Annotated in this window: 16 protein-coding genes; 13 read left to right on the top strand and 3 right to left on the bottom strand. The window is 73.1% G+C overall.

All coding sequences use genetic code 11. The features are described from left to right. The first annotated feature begins 5 nt into the window (after positions 1–5). The 13 genes from AB0P03_RS24720 (at position 6) to AB0P03_RS24660 (ending at position 14,233) form a co-directional block, all read left to right on the top strand. On the top strand, positions 6–389 hold the full coding sequence (locus AB0P03_RS24720) for a polyketide dehydratase (RefSeq protein WP_350876226.1): 384 nt from the start codon (positions 6–8) through the stop codon (positions 387–389). Between the two features lie 5 nt (positions 390–394). Continuing rightward, complete coding sequence (locus AB0P03_RS24715) at positions 395–1,492, top strand: beta-ketoacyl synthase N-terminal-like domain-containing protein (RefSeq protein WP_363581254.1); 1,098 nt, start codon at positions 395–397, stop codon at positions 1,490–1,492. Next, on the top strand, positions 1,489–2,007 hold the full coding sequence (locus tag AB0P03_RS24710) for a polyketide synthase (RefSeq protein ID WP_363630778.1): 519 nt from the start codon (positions 1,489–1,491) through the stop codon (positions 2,005–2,007). The genes AB0P03_RS24715 and AB0P03_RS24710 overlap by 4 nt, the downstream gene beginning before the upstream one ends. After that, a complete protein-coding gene (locus AB0P03_RS24705; protein WP_363581258.1) occupies positions 2,004–3,362 on the top strand; it encodes a class I adenylate-forming enzyme family protein in 1,359 nt (452 codons plus the stop codon). Before AB0P03_RS24710 ends, AB0P03_RS24705 begins: the two co-directional genes overlap by 4 nt. Then, complete coding sequence (locus AB0P03_RS24700) at positions 3,359–4,171, top strand: TIGR03619 family F420-dependent LLM class oxidoreductase (RefSeq protein WP_363630776.1); 813 nt, start codon at positions 3,359–3,361, stop codon at positions 4,169–4,171. The genes AB0P03_RS24705 and AB0P03_RS24700 overlap by 4 nt, the downstream gene beginning before the upstream one ends. A 439-nt stretch (positions 4,172–4,610) precedes the next feature. Further along, the gene (locus AB0P03_RS24695; RefSeq protein WP_363630774.1) at positions 4,611–5,183 is read left to right on the top strand and encodes a hypothetical protein; all 573 of its coding nucleotides are present in this window, start codon (positions 4,611–4,613) and stop codon (positions 5,181–5,183) included. Positions 5,184–5,451: 268 nt separating this feature from the next. After that, positions 5,452–6,657, top strand: coding sequence for a serine hydrolase domain-containing protein (locus AB0P03_RS24690; protein ID WP_363630772.1), 1,206 nt, complete (start codon positions 5,452–5,454; stop codon positions 6,655–6,657). A 140-nt stretch (positions 6,658–6,797) separates the two neighbouring features. Next, entirely contained in the window at positions 6,798–8,543 is a 1,746-nt protein-coding gene (locus tag AB0P03_RS24685; RefSeq protein ID WP_363630770.1) for an FAD-binding protein, read from the top strand. A gap of 125 nt (positions 8,544–8,668) precedes the next feature. After that, the gene (locus AB0P03_RS24680; RefSeq protein ID WP_363581267.1) at positions 8,669–9,031 is read left to right on the top strand and encodes a hypothetical protein; all 363 of its coding nucleotides are present in this window, start codon (positions 8,669–8,671) and stop codon (positions 9,029–9,031) included. Positions 9,032–9,381: 350 nt separating this feature from the next. After that, positions 9,382–9,984 carry a PadR family transcriptional regulator gene (locus AB0P03_RS24675; RefSeq protein ID WP_363581269.1) on the top strand — a complete coding sequence of 201 codons (603 nt, stop codon included), beginning with the start codon at positions 9,382–9,384 and terminating at the stop codon, positions 9,982–9,984. Beyond that, a complete protein-coding gene (locus tag AB0P03_RS24670; protein WP_363630768.1) occupies positions 9,981–11,744 on the top strand; it encodes a sulfatase in 1,764 nt (587 codons plus the stop codon). Before AB0P03_RS24675 ends, AB0P03_RS24670 begins: the two co-directional genes overlap by 4 nt. Before the next feature lie 113 nt (positions 11,745–11,857). Further along, positions 11,858–13,201, top strand: coding sequence for an MFS transporter (locus tag AB0P03_RS24665; protein ID WP_363630767.1), 1,344 nt, complete (start codon positions 11,858–11,860; stop codon positions 13,199–13,201). Between the two features lie 177 nt (positions 13,202–13,378). Then, positions 13,379–14,233, top strand: coding sequence for a formylglycine-generating enzyme family protein (locus tag AB0P03_RS24660; protein WP_363630825.1), 855 nt, complete (start codon positions 13,379–13,381; stop codon positions 14,231–14,233). Between the two features lie 95 nt (positions 14,234–14,328). On the opposite strand, the gene AB0P03_RS24655 is transcribed toward AB0P03_RS24660, so the two are convergent. The 3 genes from AB0P03_RS24655 to AB0P03_RS24645 form a co-directional block, all read right to left on the bottom strand. Then, positions 14,329–15,645 carry a HAMP domain-containing sensor histidine kinase gene (locus tag AB0P03_RS24655; protein ID WP_363630765.1) on the bottom strand — a complete coding sequence of 439 codons (1,317 nt, stop codon included), beginning with the start codon at positions 15,643–15,645 and terminating at the stop codon, positions 14,329–14,331. After that, positions 15,645–16,346 (bottom strand): response regulator transcription factor, encoded by a 702-nt coding sequence (locus tag AB0P03_RS24650; RefSeq protein WP_363630764.1) that lies wholly within the window; start codon positions 16,344–16,346, stop codon positions 15,645–15,647. The genes AB0P03_RS24655 and AB0P03_RS24650 overlap by 1 nt, the downstream gene beginning before the upstream one ends. Before the next feature lie 89 nt (positions 16,347–16,435). Continuing rightward, positions 16,436–18,040 (bottom strand): alpha/beta hydrolase, encoded by a 1,605-nt coding sequence (locus AB0P03_RS24645; protein ID WP_363630762.1) that lies wholly within the window; start codon positions 18,038–18,040, stop codon positions 16,436–16,438. Positions 18,041–18,149: the final 109 nt, after the last annotated feature.

Below are 18,149 nucleotides of genomic sequence, written 5' to 3'. Positions count from 1 at the left end.
CCGGCGTGTTCCTGCGCAGCATGTTCGCCGTCTCGGCGGAGATGGGCGCGCTGTCCGGGCACCTGCCCGAGCGCGGCCTGACCCCGGGGCTGATCCTGCCCGGCAGCCACACCATGCAGGCCTTCGCCCAGTCCGGCGTCCTGCTCTACCAGTTGAGCAGCGATCCGCTCGCCGACGACGAGGTCACCCTGGTCGGCACGGTCAAGTCCCGATTCCTCGCCCCGGTCGTGCCCGGCGACCAGGTCGTGCTCGACGTCCGCGCGGACCGGCTGTCCGGCCCCACCTTCGCCTTCTCCGCCGTGGTGACCGTGGAGGGCCGGTCGGTCGCCGGGTTCCGCGGCGCGATGAGCCGGACGAAGGTCGATCCCGCGGCGGCCCGGCCGTGGTGACCCCGGTGATCACCGGACTGGCGTGGGACACTCCGCTGGGCCGGGACCAGGAGGCGGTGTGGGAACGGCTGTGCGCGGGCGATTCGGCGCTGGCGCCCGTCCACTCGCCGCACTCCTTGCGCAACACCGCCGCCGCCGTCATCGCGTCGGTGCCGTACGGGACCAGGGCGGGCGAGCGCCAGCGCGCGCTCGCCGGGCGGACGCTGTCCGCCGCGTTCGCGGATGCCGGCCTGTCCACCACCGACCCCGAGGTCGGCCTCGTCCTGGGCACCAGCTTCGGCGCCTGCCTGGACGAGGCGGAGCCGACGCTGCACGCCTGGGCCGACGACGCGGCGGCGGGCATCGGGCACCCGGGCACGCCGGTCTGCGTCATGACCGCCTGTTCCGCGGGGTCGGACGCGATCGCCGTCGCGCGCGCCCTGGTGCGCTCGGGCGAGCGGCGGGTCTGCGTGGCGGGCGGGGTGGACGTGGTCACCGAGGCCAAGCGGCTCGGGCACTCCGCGCTGGGCACGATGAGCCCCACCGGCCTGCGGGCCTTCGACCGGGCGCGCGACGGGATGCTGCTCGGCGAGGGCGCGGCCTTCGTGGTGGTCGAACACCCCGACTCCGCCCGGGAACGCGGCGCCCGGGTGCACGCCCGGCTGCGCGGGGCCGGCGCGGCCAACGACGCCGCCGGGCTCACCGCACCGGACCCGTCCGGACGCGCCGTGCTGCGCGCCGTCGAACGCTGTCTGGCCTCCGCGGGCCTGGCACCCGCGGACATCGCGGTGGTCAACGCCCACGGCACCGGCACACCGCTCAACGACGAGGTCGAGGCGCGCAGCCTGCTGGAACTGTTCGGAGCCGACGGCCCGTTGGTGTTCGCCACCAAGGGGGCGTTCGGGCACAGCCTGGGCGCGACCGGGGCCATCGAGGCCGTGGCGACGGTCCTGGCACTGCGCCATCGACAGGTCCCACCGGTCCTCGGGCTGCGCGATCCGGTGGCCCCGCTGCGGCTGGCCACGGAATCGGCGCAACCCGTCGGCCCCGGCGCCGGACTGAGCCTGACGCTGGGGTTCGGCGGGTTCAACACGTGCCTGCTGTTCGAAGGGGTGAGGGCGTGACACACGTGCCGACGGGCACCCGGATGCTGGGTTCGGCGACGGTCGTCGCCGACGACCCGGACGAGTACGCGGTGAACAAACCGTCCTTCTACGCCGACCCGGCGGCCTGGCTGGTCGCCGAGACCGTGGACCGGGCACTGGCGGACTGCGCCGAACCCGTGCTCGACGACGCCGCCGACACCGGGGTCCTGGTCATGAGCGCGACCGGGAGCGAGCGGACGATGCGCCGCATCGCCGACTCGGTGCCGAGGTCCCGGGTGTCGCCACTGCGCTTCGCCGGAGCGAACCCGGGCGTGCTGGCCGGGCTGCCCGCCCTGCGCCACGGGTTGCGCGGGCCGTCCCTGCTGCTGGCGGCGCACCCCGACCGGGCCACCCCCGTCGCGTTCACGGTGCTCGGCGGCTGGCTCGCGGACGGCCACGCCCGGCACGTGCTCCTGGTCGGCCTGCAACCCGCCGCGGGAGAGGGGAAGTTGTGTCGCTGCCTGGTCCTGACCAGCGCCCGGGACGACCGGTGAACAGCCTCACCCGGTCCGAGGTGGCCGACTTCCTGACCCGGGTCGAGGCAACCCCGGCCAGTACGGGCGGCGGCGCCCCGGCCGGGGTGGACGACGTGCTGGCGGACCTGGCCGGGCTGGGCCTGGCACCGGGCGACGCGGTCGTGCTCTGCCTCACCAACGGAGTCGAACTGCTGCGCGTGCTGCTCTCGTCGCTGCTGCTGGGCCTGGTGCCGCTGGCCGTGCCGCCGAGCACGCCGTGGCAGCGGGTGCGCGCGCTGGCCGGGCATGTCGGGGCCGGCGTCGTGGTGACCACCCGGCTGGCCGGCGCGGGGCCGCAGCTGCCGGTGGGCGGCGCGTTGGCCGTGCCGACCGGGCACCCCACCACCCCGTACCGGCCGGGCGAGATCCTGCTGTCCACCTCCGGCACCTCCGGGATGTTCAGCGCGTGCGTGCACCGGGTGGCCTCGCTCCTGCACAACGCCCGCCTGCACGCCGGGGCCACGGGCATCACCCCGGCCGACACCCTGCTGGTGAACCTGCCGCTGTACTACTCCTACGCCCTCGTGGCGCAGGCGTTCGCCGCGTACGTGACCAAGGCGCGGCTGGTGCTCGACGGGCCGCCGTTCTCGCCGGCCGCGTACCGCGACGCGGTCACCGCGCGCGGGGTCACCCACTCGGCGGTGACCCCGACGATCGCCCGCCAACTGCTGGCCGACCCCGGGCTCGTGCCACGCGGCCTGCGGGCACTGGCGGTCGGCGGGGACCGGCTCACACCCGCGGAGGTGGCCGACCTGCTGGCCGCGCGGCCCTCCGCGGAGCTGTACCTGACCTACGGGCTCACCGAGGCCGGACCACGCGTGTCGACCCTGGCCGCGCACGCCGAGCCCGCGCACCGGTACGGCTCGGTCGGCCGCCCGCTGCCGGGAGTGCGCGCGTCACTGCGCGGGGTGCAGGACGACGTGGGAGAACTGCTGGTCGAATCCGGCACCGTCCTGCTGCGACGGGTCGGGCAGCACAGCGGCAGAGTCCTGCTGGGGCCGCGGACCATCGCCACCGGGGACGCCTTCTCGATCGACGACGGCTATCTGACCTTCCACGGACGCCTGTCGGACTTCGTGGTGCTGCGCGGCGAGAAGGTCTCACTGAACACCGTCCGGCAGGCCGCGCACGCCATCCCGGGGGTCGTGCACTGCGTGCCCGAGGTGGTGAACGAGGACGGCACGCAAGTCCTCCACGTCCACCTGTCGGTCACCGGCACCCTCCCCGGCGGCGAGAAAGCGCTACGCCACCTCCTCAACTCCCAGCTGCTGCCCGCCGAACGCCCGCGCGCGGTGTTCGTCTCCACCGCCGACCCGGAGGCCTTCCGCAAATGACCCTCCGCCTCGGCTGGACCGTCCCGACGACCCTCTCACCCGCCGGACTCCGCGCGTTCGCGGTGACCGCGGAGAGCCTCGGGTACGACCACCTGTCCGTCCCCGAACACCTGGTGTCCGACGTTCCCGCGTACGAGAGCCTGACGCTGGTGGCGTTCCTGGCAGCCGTCACCACCCGGATCGAGCTGGCCACCGCGATGACGATCCTGCCGCACCGCCCGGTGGTGCTCGCCGCCAAGCAGGCCGCGCAACTGGCCCACCTCAGCGGCGACCGGCTGCGGCTGGGCGTCGCCATCGGATCCGACCCCGCCGAGTCCGCCGCCCTCGGCGTCGCCCCGGGCACCCGTGCGGCACTGTTCGAGGAACAGGTCCAGGCGCTGCGCCTGCTGTGGACGCGGCCGGACGCGGACTTCGCCGGCGAGCACGTCGCGTTCTCCGGCGTCACCCTCACCCCCCGGCCGCGTCCCGTACCCCTCTGGATGGGCGGCGGTACCCTGCGCACCGGAGGAAGACCGGGCTCACTGCGCCGGATCGCCACCCTCGCCGACGGCTTCACCATGTCCGGCCTGCTCGCCAACCGGGTCGACCGCGGTGCCGCACTCATCGCCGAACTGCGGACGGCGGTGACCGAAGCCGGCCGCGACTGGAGCGCCTTCGGCGTCGAGGCCCGCCTGCGCCCCGCCCCCGGCCGGCCGGACACCTGGCGCTCCCTCGCCGAGGCCTGGCGGTCCGCCGGCGCCACCCACCTCACCGTCACCACCGACGACCTCTCCCTACTGGGCCCCCTGCACACGGCGCTGACCGGGTAGCGCGCCGGCTCAGGACACGGAACCGCCGATCAGGCCATCGCGCGACCTCCGGAGGCCCGCGTACGGCCCGGCGGCCGTTGCTGGAGGGGACATACGCTCAGTCGACGAGGATCCGCTCCGCCTGGCCCTCCGGGGCGAAGAACCGCTCGTGCGGTGCTTCACCCGGGTGTCGGGGGATGTCCCGGCCTTCAGCCCGGGGAGGAATCCGGTTTTCCGCGTGGCGGGTCAGGGTCGGCCGTTCTGCCGCCAGGTGGACCGGTGTCCACCAACTCGATCGCGAACACTTTTTGTCAGACCGTCAGGCTATGGTGCCGGGCATGGCGATCACAGCGCAGAACACCGGCCCGGCATCCGGCCGGCATCCCGAGACCGACATCCGCCTGCCGTACTCTGCGCAGTGATCGACAAGTACTCACACGCGAGATCTAGGGGCGAGAACATGTCACGGACCGAACTCCACCGACGACGTGTCGTCATCGGGCTCATAACCGGTGCGACGCTGATATCCCTCGCCGGATGCGGATCGTCGAGCACGGCGAAGAGCGCCACCGCACCTGGGGCCGCGGTCTCGACGTCCGCGGGTGCGGCGACGGCTGACGCGGCGGCGCCCCCGGCGGCGGGCGCCCCCACCGGCGCGCCGGGGAAGGCCGGCAAGGGCAGCGCCGACGTGACCTTCAGCGGAGTGGAGTCGGGCTCCATCAAGGCCGCCGACAGCACCTGCACCGTCATCAAGGGCGAGCTGGAGTCCTTCCAGGCGCCGTCGGACCAGAACGCCGGCGGCCCGAGCGTCGCCGGCGTCCAGTCGGGCACCGGCTGGATGATGCCGGTCAGCACCGCCGCCCACGTCGGCGGCTACGTGAAGAACAACGCGACCGGCATCAAGGCGACGAAGACCGGCGACAGTTGGACGGTCACGCTGACGAACACGGAGGTGGCCGCCACCTACGACCTCGGTCAAACGGTCACGCTCAACGGAACGATCGTCTGCGGCCAGGTCGTCAGCGCCGGCTGACCGGCCGGAGAACGGGGCCTTGTGCCGACGCCGGTGGGAGCCACCAGACCAGAGGCTCCCCCGGCCACAACTCACCGGGCGCGCGGGCGCATCCCCGGATGCGACCGCCGGACGACCCCTCACGTACCTCTCTGGTGTCCTAAGGTGTCGATTTCGTAAGCCTGTTGAAGGATGGACGGGTCCTCATCCGGAGTGATGCTCCCTCGGTGGCGGCGCTGACAGGCTGACTCGTGGCGAACTCCTGTTCGCCCGAGTGAAGGGAAGCCCCATGTCTCGTCGTCTGACCAGTGCCCTGATCGCAGCCTTCTGTCTGGCGGTGTCCGCGTCACCCGCCTCCGCCGCTGTGGCGGGAGCCGAGGACTCCGCAGCTTCGTCGGCCCGCCTGCGTGGCGGTCCGCTGCAACTCGCCCTCAACGGGCTGACCGACGCCAAGGCGGTGTCCGCGATCGCCGAGGTGCGTGACGGTGACCAGCGGTGGCGCGGCACCACGGGGGTGACCGACCTGGTCGGTCAGGCGCCCGTCCGTGGCGACGGCCGGTTCCGGATCGGCAGCGTCACCAAGACGTTCGTCGCCACCACGGTGCTGCAACTGGTCGGCGAGCACCGGCTCGGCCTGGAGGACTCGGTGTCGAGCCACCTGCCGGGGCTGGTCCCCAACGGGCAGAACATCACCGTCCGCCAGCTGCTCAACCAGCGTACGGGCCTGTTCGACGCCACCAACGACGGCACCGACGTCTTTCCCGACCTCAACGACCCGGCCGTCTTCCGGACATGGCTGGCCCAGGGCGGTTTGAACCGTACGTTCACCGCGCGCCAGTTGGTGACCTCATCCGTCTCCCACGCGCCGTACTTCGCGCCCGGCACCCAATGGGGCTACTCCAACACCAACTTCGACGTCCTCGGCCTGATCATCGAGCAGGTCACCGGGCACCCCTACGGACAGGAGGTCGGTCAGCGCATCCTGCGCCCGCTCGGGATGACGAAGACCATGGTCCCCGGCCGCTCCACCACGATCCCCGGCCCGCACGCCCACAGTTACTGGACCACCGTGGACGGCGCCGGCACCGGAAACGTCAAGAAGACCGACATCGACGTCACCGACCAGAACCCCTCCTGGGCGGGCGCCGCCGGAGAGATCATCTCCACCACCGACGACCTGATCCGCTTCCAGCAGGCCCTGTTGAACGGGAAGTTGCTGCGTCCGGCGGAGCAGCGCGAGATGACCACGATGCTCGAGACCGTGCCGGGCTCGCACGACATCGACTACGGGATGGGGCTGGCGCGGGCGAAGCTCTCCTGCACCACCGTGCTGGGCCACAACGGCGGCACCTTCGGCTTCTCCACCCAGCTGTGGGGCACCGCCGACCGCCAGGTCGCGGTCTCCTACACCCCGCGGGGCGATGACGCCGAGCAGACGGCGCAGAACGAGGCGGGCATCAAGTTCCTCGACGCCGTCTTCTGCGGCGCCCGCTGAACGTCCGCCGGGGGCGGGCTGGGCGTGTCGACGATCAGTGTTGCTGATTCTACGTCAATTGTCGTTACAGTAAGCATATTTGGATTCCGTGGGCGCCGGTAGCATGCGCTGACGGATGGTCGTGGTGAACGGAGGAAGAGATGGACTGGTCGGCGGACGAACGGCTGGGGCGTCGCCACCTGCTCGCTCGGGCCGGTGCGGTGGCGGTCGGCGGTGCGGTCGCCGGCCTGGCCGTCGGGCCCGCCGAGGCGGCGGGCCGCCAAGGCCCGGGGCCGGCGGGAGCGGGAGGTGGTCCGGCGGGAGGTGGGGGCGGGCCGGAGGGTCGGCCGTTCGGGCCGGTCACGGTCCGCCCCGATGACTCCCGCTACGACAGCCTGCTGCGGGGCGACAACTACCGTTTCGTCGGCCGGCCGGAGGAGATCCGCCTGGCCGGCTCCACCGAGCAGGTGGTGCGGGCCGTCGCCGACGCCGTCCGCTCCGGGCGCCGGATCGCCGTGCGCAGCGGCGGCCACTGTTTCGAGAACTTCACCGGCGACCCGGCGGTGCAGCTCCTGCTGGACCTCTCTCCCATGGACGCCGTCGGCTTCGACCCCGCGATGGGTGCCTTCGCGGTGCAGCCGGGAGCGACCCTCGGGCGCGTGTACCGGGTCTTGTTCAAGGGCTGGGGCGTGACGATCCCGGCCGGCGGCTGCCCCGAGGTGGGCGTGGGCGGGCATCTGGCCGGCGGCGGGTACGGTCCGCTGTCCCGCGCCTACGGCTCGGTCGTGGACTACCTGCACGCCGTGGAGGTGGTGGTGGCCGACCGGGACGGGACCGTCCGGGCGGTGGTCGCCACCCGGGACCCGGACGATCCGAACCATGACCTGTGGTGGGCCCACACCGGTGGCGGTGGTGGCAACTTCGGCGTCGTGACCCGCTACTGGCTCCGCTCCCACGACACCCCCGGCCCCGACGTCCCCGCCCCCGGCCCCGACGCCTCCGGCACCCGCTCCCACGGCGACCCCGCTGCACTCCTGCCGCGCGCCCCGGGCGAGCTGCGGAGGTGCCTGGTCGCCTGGACCTGGGACGAGAAGATGACGGAACGGGCGTTCACCACCCTGCTGCGCAACTACGGCGCCTGGCACGAGCGCAACAGCGAACCGGGCACCCCCGCGGCGAACCTGTACGCGGTCCTCATCGCCGGACACCGCAAGTCCGGCACCCTTGAGCTGGTCGTGCAGATCGACGCGGGTGTTCCGGGTTCCGACGCGGTGCTCACCGACTTCGTGCGCGCGGTGACCGCCGACGTGGGTGCCACCGAACCCGCCACCCTCCGGGGCACCATGCCCTGGCTGCCCACCAGCACCTGGCCGGGGACCGGCGAGGCCGGCAACTCGATCACCCGGCGCTACAAGGACAAGGCCGGCTACCTGCGCCGCTCCCTCACCGACCCCCAACTCGCGACCGTCTACCGGTACCTGACGGACGGCACGGGCGGTGCGGAGTGCGGCCTGCTCCTCGTCGGCTACGGCGGCCAGGTCAACGCGGTGCCCCCGTACGCCACCGCCGTCGCCCAGCGCGACTCGGTCATGAAGGCCGTCTACTACACCGTCTGGGCCGACGAGTCGGACGACGCGGCCCACCTGGCCTGGGTCCGCGGCTTCTACCGCGATGTGTACCGCGACACCGGAGGCGTCCCCGTCCCCGGCGAGGTCAGTGACGGCTCCTACATCAACTACGCGGACACCGACCTCGCCGACCCGGCGTGGAACACCTCCGGCACCCCGTGGCACGCCCTGTACTACAAGGACAACTACCCCCGCCTGCAACAGATCAAGGCCCGCTGGGACCCGTGCAACATCTTCCGGCACGCCCTCGCCATCGAACCGCCCGACCAGAGGCCGTAACGAAAGTACCGGGGGAGGCGCGCCGGAGGTTCACTCGCACGAGTGATTGTTACGCTGTGCACATTACTGGACACTCTAAGTATCGGGGAGCTCATGGGAGCTCTCCCGGCGCGAGGGGAGCCGTCATGGCCGCAGCCGAATCTTCCTCCATCGAGGTGCCGCGGATCGCGAGCAGTTCGCAGCCCGCAGACCGGGACCAGGGCCTCGCGGCGATCGGCGGCAACGTCGGCGCCGTGTGGCGGGGGTGGTGGACGTGGACCCCGGGGAACGGGACGTTCAACCTCCAGATCGCCTGGAACGTCATCGGGATCGACTCGACGGTCGTCATCACGGCCTCCGAGATCGACGGCAACGGGAACCGGTTCGTCGGCGCGGCACCCTTCCAGGTGTCGAGCATCGCCCCCGGCAACGGGCTGGTGACGTTCAAGATCAATATCGGCTGGGGCAGCGCGCTGCCGATGCGCACCGACGTCCTGGTCTTCAACTGAGCACGCCTCTCCTGAGCACACCTCTTCGGCCGCCCGGGTCGCCCCGGACGCGCAGGCCGGGGACCGTGCCGCTCCGGTGACGACAGGCACGGCCCGCCCCGTGGCGGTTCCGGGTTCGCCCGGACCGCCACGGGGCGCCCGTTTTCCCGGGAGGGGCCTGTTCCGTCGCAGCCGCGCCGGGTTTCGACGTCCCCGCCGGTAGCGCAGGCGCTGTGCACTGTGCGCTGTGCACTGTGAATCACCGTGAACTCATATGAACGGTCGGATAATTCACCGCCCGCCGCGTTGACGACCCCCGTGTCGCGGATAGAACACTGAGCACATAAGTGATTCCGCACATAGGGGGCTCGATGCAGTTCGAGTACGTCCTGCTCGCCCTGCTGGCCGGCCGGCCGTTCAGTGGGTACGACCTGCGCAAGTGGGTCGAGACGGAGGGCCAGTTCCTCCGTTCGCGGGCCCACCACAGCCAGATCTACCGCCTGTTGGGGCGGATGGTGGCGGACGGCTGGGTGGCGTTCGAGGTCGACCCGCGCGAGGGGCGTCCCGACGCGAAGGTGTACCGGCTCACGCCGGTGGGGCGGGAAGCGCTGATGGAGTGGGTGCGCTCCCCGTACGAGCCGCCCAGCCGGTTCCAGGACGCGGACTTCCTCTCCCGCTTCGCCTTCGCCGCGGTCCTGGACCGCGAGGCGGCGATCCTGCTGATCCGCACCGAACTGGACCACCGGCGCGAGCAGATCGCCCGCAACCGGCCCCGCGACCGCACGGTCCGCTTCGAGGACCCGCTGCCCGAGCTGGACCAGGAACTTGCACGCGAGGTCTACGAGGAACTGCACCAGTACGGCGCCGGCGCGATGGACGCGTGGGTGGCCTGGCTGGAGCGCATGCTCCGGCGTCTCGAACAGTGGCAGCCGGGGCGGAAGACGCCACCGGCCGGAGAAGGGAGCGCCGCATGAAGGCGATCATGGTGATGTTCGACAGCCTCAACCGGCACATGCTGCCGCCCTACGGCGGGGACTGGACTCACGCGCCGAACTTCGCGCGGCTGGCCGAGCGGTCGGTCACCTTCGACAGCGCCTACGCGGGGTCGATGCCGTGCATGCCGGCCCGCCGCGAGATCCACACCGGCCGGTACAACTTCCTGCACCGCAGCTGGGGCCCGCTGGAGCCGTTCGACGACTCCATGCCCGAGCTCCTCAAGCAGAACGGGGTGTACACCCACCTGGTCAGCGACCACCCGCACTACTGGGAGGACGGCGGCGCCACCTACCACGGCCGGTACAACACCTGGGAGTTCTTCCGCGGCCAGGAGGGCGACCCGTGGAAGGGCCAGGTGGCCGACCCGGAGATCCCCGAGGACCTGAAGAAGCTCCGGTTCGAGTCCTACCGGCAGGACTGGGTGAACCGCCCGCACCTGGCGACCGAGGACCGCCACCCGCAGACGCTGACCTTCGACGCGGGCCTGGAGTTCGTCCGCACCAACCGGGAGGCGGACAGGTGGTTCGTGCAGATCGAGACCTTCGACCCGCACGAGCCGTTCTTCAGCCACCAGCGGTTCAAGGACCTCTACCCGCACGACTACGAAGGCCCGCACTTCGACTGGCCCGACTACAAGCGCGTGGTGGAGACCCCCGGCCAGGTCGAGCACGCCCGCCTGGAGTACGCGGCGCTGCTGTCGATGTGCGACCACTCCCTCGGACGGGTGCTGGACCTGATGCACGAGCAGAACCTCTGGGACGACACCCTGCTGATCGTCAACACCGACCACGGCCTGCTGCTGGGAGAGAAGGGCTGGTGGGGCAAGACCGTCCAGCCCTGGTACAACGAACTGGTCCACCTGCCGCTGTTCGTGTGGGACCCACGGGCCGGCAAGGCCGGGGAACGGCGCCGAGCCCTGGTGCAGACGATCGACCTCGCACCGACGCTGCTGGAGTACTTCGGCATCGAGCGCCCCGCGGACGTGCAAGGCCGCCCGCTGCCGGTGGCCGAGGACACCCCGGTGCGGGAGGCGGCCCTGTTCGGAATCCACGGCGGCCACGTCAACGTCACCGACGGTCGGTACGTCTACATGCGCGCCCCCGCCACGGCGCAGAACGCGCCGCTGCTGGAACACACGCTGATGCCCACCCACATGCGCGGGCGGTTCTCCCCGGCCGAGCTGGCGAACCTCCAACTGGCGGAGCCGTTCACCTTCACCAAGGGCGTGCGCACCCTGCGCGTCCCCGGCCGCACCTTCATCAACCCCTACCAGCACGGCACCCTGCTGTTCGACCTGGAGGGCGACCCCGACCAGCGCACCCCCCTCGTCGACGACGCGGCCGAGCTGCGGATGGCGACCCTGCTGGTGGAGCTGATGCGCGCGGGCGACGCACCGCCGAGCCAGTACGAGCGCCTCGGCCTGCCGGCCGAGGGCCCGGTCGGCGCGGAGCACCTGCTGGTCCGGGCCCAGCGCGAGCAGGCCGACCGGGCCGCCGAGCCGCTGCCCCACCCGGAGGACTACCCCCCAGGACGCTTCTCGCTGCGGACCCCCGTGTTCGCCCTGATCTCCGACCCGGTCGCCGTGGAGGTGATGCGCAGGCACCTGCCCGGCATCGTCGACTCCGAATTCCTGCAGTTCCTCGGCCCGACGCCGCTGATCGACGTCGCCGCCCTGGCCGGCGGCCTCACCGACGTGTCGGCCCTGCGCCGGGTGGCCGAGGAACTCGCCGCTCTCTGACCAGCCGGCGCACGACGTACCGGTGACGGGGTTGCAGCCCCGTCACCGGCGAGCACGCCGCCTTTCCCCCGCACTGCCCCTGTGACGAACGATGCGAAGAAGTGGAGTCGCGCATGTCCGACCTTATCGAGGGCACCTCCGGGCCCGCCACGAGGACCGGCCCGCCCCCGGTCAAAGGCCGATGGGCCCAGCTCTCGGTCCTCGGCGGCGCCATGCTGGTCGACGGCACCGAGGCCGGCCTGGTCACCGGCCTGTTCCCGGTCATCAGAAACGCCCTCGGCCTGACCCTCGGCTCGCTCGGCGTCCTGACCGCCGCCGGCAAGCTGATCGGCGTGCTCGCGGCCCCCCTGTGGGTGTGGGCGGCACGCCGCTGGTCGCGCAAGAGCGTCCTGGTCCTGTCCACCGGCCTGTGGGGGGTGTGGGGCGTGGCCGCCGGCTTCTCCAGGGACTTCACCGAACTGCTGGTCTTCGTCACGGTCCTCGCGGCCGGCTACGCGGCCGCCCAGCCGCTGGTTTCCGAGATCATCGGCGACCTGTTCGACCCGGCGTCGCGCGGTCGCGCCGTCGGTGCCCTCTACGGTGCGCTGTCGCTGGTCGGCTCGGTGCTCGGCCCGCTCATCGGGCAACTGGCGGGAGTCCACGACGGCTGGCGCTGGGGACTGTGGGGCGTCGGCGTCCTGAACATCCTCTTCGGCGGGGTGCTGCTGCTCTGCTTCCGCGACCCCGGCCGCGGCGCGGCCGAGCGGCAACTCGCGGACCTCGACCGGGCCGCCCGCGAGCCCCGGACGAAGGTCGGCCTGGCCACCGTCGTCTCGCTGTTCAAGATCCCCAGCTTCGCGATCCTCCTGGTGTCGCGGCTGCTCTCGGGACACCTGCTGCTCTCCTCGTTCGCCGTCGTCTACCTGGTGGACGTGTTCGGCTTCACCACCCAGCGAGCCGCCGTCGTCCTGATGCCGCTGGGCATCGGATACCTGCTGGGCACCCTGCTGGGAGGCTTCCTCGCCGACTGGGCCACCCGCCGCAGCCCCCGCCACGGGCTTCCCGGCGCGCTCCAGGGCGCCCAGGTCGCCTTCGCCGTCCTCGCCTTCCTGGGCACCCAGGTCCACTACCGCGGCATCGGCGCCTACGCCCTGCTCTTCTGCCTGATGGGTGTCGCCCAGGGCGTCAATCCCAGCCTCAACCGCCCGATGGTCATGGCGGTCACCCCACCCGAGCTGCGGGCCACCGCCTTCACGATCTACGTCTCGGTCTTCGAAGCCCTCGCGTGGGCCGCCTTCGGCCTGGGCGCCGGCTTCCTCGGCCAGGTGGTCGGACTCCGCCCGGTGTTCCTGGCGGTCCTGGTGGTCCTCATGCTCGTCAACGGCGCTTTCCTGACGCTGCTCCACCTGCCCTACGCGAAGGACGTTCAGCGGGTGCAGCGGGAGCTCGACCTCAGGCGCCGGGCAGCCCTGGCCTGACCCGGCCCGCCTGACCCGGCCCGCCTTGCACGGCCGGCCTCACACGGCCGGCTGAACCCACTCCCGGAGGAACCCGTGAACCTGCCCTCGGCGCCCTGCTGCACGCCCTCGCGAGGCCCCGGCACGCTCCGCCCGCTCCACCTCGCGGCCCCGCGTCCCGCCGGCCCGACGGACGGCATGGTCCTCCTGCCCGGCGGCGGGTTCCTGATGGGCACCGACGACTCCGAAGGCTTCCCCGACGACGGCGAAGGCCCCGTGCGGCAGGTCCGGCTGGACCCGTTCCTCATCGACGCCCGCGCGGTCACCAACGAGCAGTTCACCGCGTTCGCCGCCGACACCGGCTACCGCACCGACGCCGAGCGCCTGGGCTGGTCCTACGTCTTCGCCGGCTTCCTCCCGGCCGCCGTGCGGCGCACCGCCGTACGGGTGGAGCGAACCCCCTGGTGGTGCGCGGTCACCGGAGCCGCCTGGGACCGGCCCGAGGGCGCGGGCAGCACGGTCGCCGACCGCGGCGACCACCCCGTCGTCCACGTCTCCTGGAACGACGCGCACGCCTACGCCTCCTGGGCCGGCAAACGCCTGCCCACCGAAGCGGAGTGGGAGTACGCGGCCCGCGGCGGACTCGAACAGGCCCGGTACCCGTGGGGCGACGAACTCGATCCCGACGGCACCCACCGCTGCAACATCTGGCGCGGCACCTTCCCGGCGAAGAACACGGCCGCGGACGGCCACCGCGCCACCGCCCCCGCCGGCTCCTTCGCACCGAACGGCTTCGGCCTGTACAACATGTCCGGCAACGTGTGGGAGTGGTGCGCCGACTGGTGGACCACCGACCACCCCGCATCCCCCACCCCGGCCAATCCCACCGGCCCCGCCACCGGAACCGCCAAGGTCATCCGCGGCGGCTCCCACCTGTGCCACAAGTCCTACTGCAACCGCTACCGCGTCGCCGCCCGCAGCTCCAACACCCCTGACAGCTCCAGCGGCCACGCCGGCTTCCGCTGCGCCCGCAACGCCGAACAGCCCGACTGACGCGCCGACCCGTCCGCGACGGGCCACGCCGTTCAGCCGGGCTCGCAGATCACCGACCCGCTGTCCTGACCTCGTCCCGACCTCCGGGCGGGCCGTCAGCCCTCCGGTGCGGGTGGCAGGTGGAAGCCGACCTCGGCGCCGCCGGAGGGGGCGGCGGTGGCGAAGACGGTGCCGTGGTCGGCGGCGACGAGGTCGTGGACGATGGCCAGGCCCAGCCCCGAGCCCGGGGTCGACTGGGTGCCGGCGGCGCGGTAGAAGCGCTCGAAGACGGCCTGCCGGTCGCCGGGGGCGATGCCGGGCCCGTGGTCGCGCACGGCCAGCCGGGTGCCGGTGACGTGGACCTCCACCGGGGTGCCGTCCGGGCTGAACTTGACGGCGTTGCCGACCAGGTTGTCCACGCAGCGCTGCAGCGCGCGCGGGCGGGCCCGCACCGGCACGGGCCGTTCGGCGGTGACGGTGATCTCGCGGCCGGTGCGGCGCCGGAAGCGCCGGGCGCTGTCCTCGGCGGCGGCCGTCAGGTCCACCGGCTCCGGGTCCTCCACGGTCTGCTGGTCGGTGGCCAACTCGACCAGTTCGCGCACGAGTTCGTCGAGGGCGACGGTTTCGGTGACCAGGGTGGCGAGGATCTGCTCCTCGTCCGCGGGGGCGAGCCGGCCGCGGGCGCGCTGGAGGAGTTCGGCGCAGCCGCGTACCGAGGTCAGCGGGGTGCGCAGCTCGTGGCTGGCGTCCTGGACCAGGCGCTGCTGCTGGTCGCGGGAGCGGCGCAGGGCGCCGACCATCGCCTCGAAGGCGCGGGTGAGGCGGCCGACTTCGTCGCGTCCGGCGGCGGGCAGCGGGGTGGCCAGGTCGCGGGTGGTGGTGATGTGTTCGGCGGCGCGGGCCAGGCGTCGCACCGGGCGCAGGATCCGGCCGAGGACGAGCCAGCTGAGCAGCGCGGAGGCGGCCGCGGCCGCGGCGCTGGTCCAGGTGATGCGGCGCAGGAACGCGTCGTCGACGGTCTGCGCCCCGGCGTAGGTCTGGCCGACCATCACCGCGCCCTGCCCGTCGGGGCGGGCCTTGGTGAGGATGCCGTAGGGGGTGCCGTCGACGGTGGCGTCCTCCTGGTGGGCGCCCTGTGCGGTACGGGCCACCTCCCGGGCCCGGGCCGAGACGGGCAGCGCCGGGCCGCCCGGGGCCCCCAGCGGCCGGGTGGTGCCGTCGGGGAGCAGCAGCTGTTCGACGGTGTCGGGCCGTGCGGGCGGGGAGCGGTCGAGGTCCAGGGCGGCGAGCACGGTGTGGGCCCGGTCCTCCAGGCTCCGGTCGAGCTGGTCGGCGACCAGGGTGCTGACGCCGCGGTAGGCGGCGGTGACGGGCACGGCGATGGCCAGCAGGACGGAGGCGAGGACCACGAGGCCGATCCTGGTGCGCAGCATCAGGCGGTCCTGGCGGTGTAGCCGACGTTGCGCACGGTGTGGATCAGCCGGGGCGCGCCGCCGTCTTCGGTCTTGCGGCGCAGGTAGCCGACGTAGACGTCGAGCGAGCGCGAGTCGGTGTCGAAGTCGTAGCCCCAGATGCGTTCGTAGATCTGGTGGCGGGTCAGGACGGTGCCCTGGTTGCGCAGGAGCAGTTCCAGCAGGTCGAACTCGGTCTTGGTCAGGTCGAGCCGGCGCCCGCCGCGGTGGGCCTGGCGGGCGCCGGGGTCCAGGGCGAGGTCGTCGAGGCCGAGTTCGGCGCTCTCGCCGCCGAGCGGCTCGGTGCGGCGCAGCAGGGCGCGTATACGGGCCAGGAGTTCCTCGGTGGCGAAGGGCTTGGCCAGGTAGTCGTCGGCGCCGGCGTCGAGCCCGGCGACCCGGTCGCCGAGCTGGTGGCGGGCGGTGAGGACCAGGACGGGCAGGCGGTCGCCGCGCTGGCGCAGCATCCGGCACAGCGCGAGGCCGTCGAGGCGGGGCATGACCACGTCCACCACGGCGAGGTCGGGGCGCCGGTGCTCCAGGAGCTCCAGGGCCTCCTGTCCGTCGGCGGTGGTGAGCACCCGGTAGCCCTCGAAGCGCAGCAGGTGGTCGAGGGTGTTGCGGACGCCGGGGTCGTCCTCGACGACCAGGACGGTGCGCCGGGCGGCGGTGGGATCTGTCATGGTGTCATCTTCGCTGGTGGCGGGCGTGGTCATGCCGGTCGGGGGTGGTCGGTCCGCGGGTCAGGCGGCCGGTCAAGGGGGGCAGCGGGTCAGCGGGGGACCGGGACGACGGGCACCGGGGGGATGTGCGCGAGGCAGGAGGTGTCGCCGACCGCGCCGGTGCGGATGAAGTGGGTGGAGATGTCCACCGCGCAGCCGGTGGACTCCATCTCCGGGACGTGCCCGCTGTTGGGCACGGAGACGAAGGCGCTGCGGCGGAACTGGGCGGCGGAGAGGCGGGAGTTGGCCTCGGGGGTGTTGGTGTCGAGGTCCCCGGAGAGCACCAGGACGGGCACGTCGGGCACGTTCTCCAGGTCGGTCGGCTGCGGGTCGGCGGTGCCGCGGCGCGGCCAGGACAGGCAGTTGTCGCCGCCGTCGGTCTGCCCCTCGGTCCAGCCCTTGACGCTGAACGCCCCGAAGTCGGCCGGGTCGGCGGCGGCCAGCGCGGCCCGGTACTGGCGGCGGCGCTCGGCGGGCGGGGCGGCCGGGTCCCAGGCGCGGGCGTAGTCGTTGCAGGTGACGGCCAGGAAGGAGGCCTGGTCCTCGGTGCCGGTGTGCTCGACCTCGGCGCGCACCAGGGCGGCCAGCGGCCCCTCGTCGCCCGCGGCGAGGGCGTGCAGGGCGGCCGGCAGCGCGCCGAGCAGGCCGGGCTCCTCGGGGTGCAGGCCGATGCCTCGGGTGGCGGGCTCGTACATCAGGTCGGCGAGCTTGTCCTCGCTGAAGACCACGGTGCGCGGCCTGCCGCCGAGGGAGGCGGTCAGCACCAGCGGGCGGGTGCGCAGCCGCTCGGTGGTGGCGGCGAGGTCGCGGACGGCGCCTTCCGGGTCGCAGGCCCCGCTGCGCTCGCAGATCCGGCGCAGTGTCAGGGAGACCTGCTGGGCGCCGGGCCGGGCCAGGGAGTCGAAGGCGAGCGGGTAGGCGCCGGACAGCACCATCGACTCGACCCGCTGGGGGTGGCGGTCGGCGTAGACCGGCATCAGGTAGGTGCCGTACGACAGGCCGTACAGGACCAGCTTCGGGGCGCCCAGGCGCGCGCGGGCGGCATCGAGGTCGTCGGCGGTGGCGGCGCTGGTGTAGCCGCGGGCGCGCGGGCCGAGTTCGTCGGCGCAGTCGGCGACGAGCTCGCGCTGGGCGGGGCGCGGGGCGAAGCGGTAGTCGGCCTCGGTGACGTCGCAGGGGAGCCGGCCGGAGCGGCCGGTGCCGCGCGGGTCCAGCAGGAGCAGGTCGTAGTCGTCCAGCACCCCCTGCAGTGCCCCGGCCACCTGGTCGGCGCGGTCGATGAGGGTCTCGCCGGGGCCGCCGGGGTTGAACGCGATGGTGCCCCGGGCCGGGCCGGGGCGGCTGTGGCGCACCACCGCGTAGCTCACGCCGATGCCGCCCAGGCGCGGCTCGTCCGCCACCAGCGGGCGGCGCATGGTCGTGCAGTCGACCTGGTGCCCGGGGACGGTCGGGCACCACGCGGGCCGGCCCGCCGCCCCGGTGGGGGCGGCCTGCGCGGGCGAGGCGGTGGTGACCGGCAGCACTGCGGCCAGCACCGCCAGCGCGGCGGCGGCCAGCCCGCCCCGGCGGGCCGGCTCCTTCGCCCGGCTCGCGGTCGCGTCCGTCGCCGTGCCGGTCGTCCCTGCCGCCGTGTTCGTCGCCGTGTTCGTCGTCATCGTGGTGCCCTCCGTACGTCCTGCGGTCGGTGTGGGCACGACCCTGCCGGGTGCCGGTCAGCGGTTCGGCAGAGCGACGGCAAAGGCGTGTAAGAACTCCGGCCGGTCC

The organism is Kitasatospora sp. NPDC088779 (assembly GCF_040685395.1).
In the GTDB taxonomy this organism is placed as follows: domain Bacteria; phylum Actinomycetota; class Actinomycetes; order Streptomycetales; family Streptomycetaceae; genus Kitasatospora.
This window is presented reverse-complemented; position numbering and strand designations above follow the sequence as displayed.